Source organism: Dyadobacter sp. CY327 (genome assembly GCF_021390415.1).
Lineage (GTDB): Bacteria > Bacteroidota > Bacteroidia > Cytophagales > Spirosomataceae > Dyadobacter > Dyadobacter chenhuakuii.
Map to the genome: position 1 here is coordinate 1 of NZ_JAJUXJ010000015.1, position 3,130 is coordinate 3,130.

Below are 3,130 nucleotides of genomic sequence, written 5' to 3' on the forward strand. Positions count from 1 at the left end.
AATTAAGATCGCGCAAGCGAATTAAGGGCGCATGGGGGATACCTAGGCTCTCAGAGGCGATGAAGGACGTGATAAGCTGCGAAAAGCTACGGGGATTGGCACATACAAATTGATCCGTAGATATCCGAATGGGGCAACCCAGTACCATGAAGTGGTATTACCCTACGGGGGGCAAACGCGGGGAACTGAAACATCTAAGTACCCGCAGGAGAAGAAAACAATAGTGATTCCGCAAGTAGTGGCGAGCGAACGCGGACAAGCCCAAACCAGCCTGGTTACGGCCAGACTGGGGTTGTAGGACTCACCTAGTGGTTATCAATTGAACTGGAATGACGTGGGAAAGTCAATCGTAGAGGGTGAGAATCCCGTACAGGTAAGAGCGATAATTGAGTGAGTATCCTGAGTAAGTGGGGACCGGAGAAATCCCCTCTGAATCCGGCGGCACCATCCGCCAAGGCTAAATACTCCTGAGAGACCGATAGTGAACTAGTACCGTGAGGGAAAGGTGAAAAGTACCGCGAGCAGCGGGGTGAAATAGAACTTGAAACCATGCGCTTACAAGCGGACGGAGCCTACGGGTGACGTCGTGCCTTTTGCATAATGAGCCTACGAGTTACGGTTACTGGCAAGGTTAATGTATTGGAATACAGGAGCCGAAGCGAAAGCGAGTCTGAAATGGGCGATTAGTCAGTGGCTGTAGACGCGAAACTTGGTGATCTACCCTTGGTCAGGTTGAAGCGCTGGTAACACATCGTGGAGGACCGAACCGGTAAACGTTGAAAAGTTTTCGGATGAACTGAGGGTAGGGGTGAAAGGCCAATCAAACTGAGAAATAGCTCGTACTCCCCGAAATGTTTTTAGGAACAGCGTCGTGGTTGAGTCATGGTCAGGTAGAGCTACTGATAGGACTAGGGGGAGTCAAATCCTACCAAATTCTGACAAACTCCGAATGGGCTATGATATACACGGCAGTGAGGGCTGGGGTGCTAAGGTCCCAGTCCGAGAGGGGAACAACCCAGAGCATCAGCTAAGGTCCCAAAATATATGCTAAGTTGAACTAAGGGGGTCCGACTGCAGAGACAGCCAGGATGTTAGCTTGGAAGCAGCTATACATTTAAAGAGTGCGTAACAGCTCACTGGTCGAGCGGGGCGGGCATCGATAATAAACGGGCATCAAGCATATTACCGAAGCTATGCGATAGTAATTTATTACGATCGGTAGGGGAGCATTCTCACAGGGGTGAAGGTTTGGCGTAAGCTGGGCTGGACTGGTGAGAAAAGCAAATGTAGGCATAAGTAACGATAATGCGGATGAGAAATCCGCACACCGAAAGACTAAGGATTCCTCCGCTATGCTAATCAACGGAGGGTTAGGCGGGGCCTAAGGGATAGCCGACAGGCGACTCTCGATGGACAGCAGGTTAATATTCCTGCCCTTGCATGCAGTGTGAAAAAGTGACGGAGTATTGTGGTAAGTACGTACTGACGGAATAGTGCGTTGAGCAGAACCTACGGGTGAAGCGAACTTACGAAAACGCTTCCAAGAAAAGCTTTTGAAACGCCAGCTGTACGCAACCCGTACCGTAAACCGACACAGGTAGTCGAGAAGAATATTCTAAGGTGCTCGAGTGAATCACGGCTAAGGAACTCGGCAAATTAACCCTGTAACTTCGGGAGAAGGGGAGCCTCCTCTGGCAACAGAGAGGCCGCAGAGAAATGGCCCAGGCGACTGTTTAGCAAAAACACAGGGCTCTGCCAAAACGAAAGTTGACGTATAGGGCCTGACACCTGCCCGGTGCTGGAAGGTTAAGAGGGGATGTCATCGCAAGAGAAGCATTGAATCGAAGCCCCAGTAAACGGCGGCCGTAACTATAACGGTCCTAAGGTAGCGAAATTCCTTGTCGGGTAAGTTCCGACCTGCACGAATGGTGTAACGATCTGGGCACTGTCTCGGCCGTGAGCTCGGTGAAATTGTAGTAGCGGTGAAGATGCCGCTTACCCGCCACGGGACGGAAAGACCCCGTGCACCTTTACTATAGCTTTGCATTGTTTTCGGGTCAGGGATGTGTAGGATAGGTGGGAGGCTGTGAAGTTGCGTCGCCAGGCGTGATGGAGCCAACGTTGAAATACCACCCTTCGCTGGCCTGGGATCTAATCCGACTATGTCGGAGACCGTGCATGGTGGGTAGTTTGACTGGGGTGGTCGCCTCCAAAAGTGTAACGGAGGCTTCCAAAGGTCTGCTCAACACGCTTGGTAACCGTGTGTGGAGTGCAATAGTACAAGCAGGCTTGACTGTGAGACCGACGGGTCGAGCAGGTGGGAAACCAGGGTATAGTGATCCGGTGGTTCTGTATGGAAGGGCCATCGCTCAAAGGATAAAAGGTACGCCGGGGATAACAGGCTGATCTCCCCCAAGAGCTCACATCGACGGGGAGGTTTGGCACCTCGATGTCGGCTCGTCACATCCTGGGGCTGGAGAAGGTCCCAAGGGTTCGGCTGTTCGCCGATTAAAGTGGCACGCGAGCTGGGTTCAGAACGTCGTGAGACAGTTCGGTCCCTATCTGTGGTGGGCGTAGGAAGATTGACGGGGGCTGCCTTTAGTACGAGAGGACCGAGGTGGACCCACCGCTGGTGAACCGGTTGTCACGCCAGTGGCATGGCCGGGTAGCTATGTGGGGAATAGATAAGCGCTGAAAGCATCTAAGTGCGAAACTAGCCCGAAGATGAATCTTCCACATAAGGGTCGTTGTAGACTACGACGTTGATAGGCTGCAGGTGTACGTGTAGAAATACATTCAGCTGAGCAGTACTAATTACCCAAGAGCTTGCACATTAACATCTTAACACTTTTTGATCTCTTCTACTTCCAATATGACATTGATTACTCAAAGATATTGTTGAGTGATAAAAACCAACAAAGACCTTGTTGGTGGCTATTGGCCTGGACGGTGCGACGATTCGCTTCACCTCTTGCCATAACCGATATCACTGAAAAACCAACAAAGACCTTGTTGGTGGCTATTGGCCTGGTGTTCACCTCTTCCCATCCCGAACAGAGAAGTTAAGCCCAGAACCGCCGATGATACTTGGATCAAACCTGGTAAAGTAGGTAGCCGCCACAATACCATT

2 rRNA genes are annotated in these 3,130 nt (G+C 51.2%); both read left to right on the forward strand.

The features are described from left to right. Window positions 1-10: 10 nt before the first annotated feature. Window positions 11-2,834 (forward strand): 23S ribosomal RNA (locus LZG74_RS26155). Window positions 2,835-3,011: 177 nt separating this feature from the next. Continuing rightward, a 5S ribosomal RNA gene (gene rrf / locus LZG74_RS26160) occupies window positions 3,012-3,123 on the forward strand. The last annotated feature ends 7 nt before the right edge of the window (window positions 3,124-3,130 follow it).